Below are 228 nucleotides of genomic sequence, written 5' to 3' on the forward strand. Positions count from 1 at the left end.
GGAAGCGCTCCACAGACTTCTGTCAGATCCGGAACGTAGTATTCAGCCTGAACAGTGGCTGAGCTGGATTGAACAGATTCAGATGTTGTCGAGTTCTCAGCAACAGCATATCTCAGATGAAGCTGTCGACATTGTTCTGGCAAATCGCTGGTTGCACGGCGAAGTCATAGAGTGGTTGTGGCAAGGGTTAAGATGGCAGTTGATGCTTAACGGCACGCAGCAGCAAAG

At 50.0% G+C, this 228-nt stretch carries 1 protein-coding gene; it reads left to right on the plus strand.

The window, feature by feature from the left end:
* A partial coding sequence (locus ACYP03_RS28545; protein ID WP_459783005.1) for a hypothetical protein occupies nt 1-228 on the plus strand: 228 nt, incomplete at both ends.

It is taken from the genome of Photobacterium sp. R1, assembly GCF_054600795.1.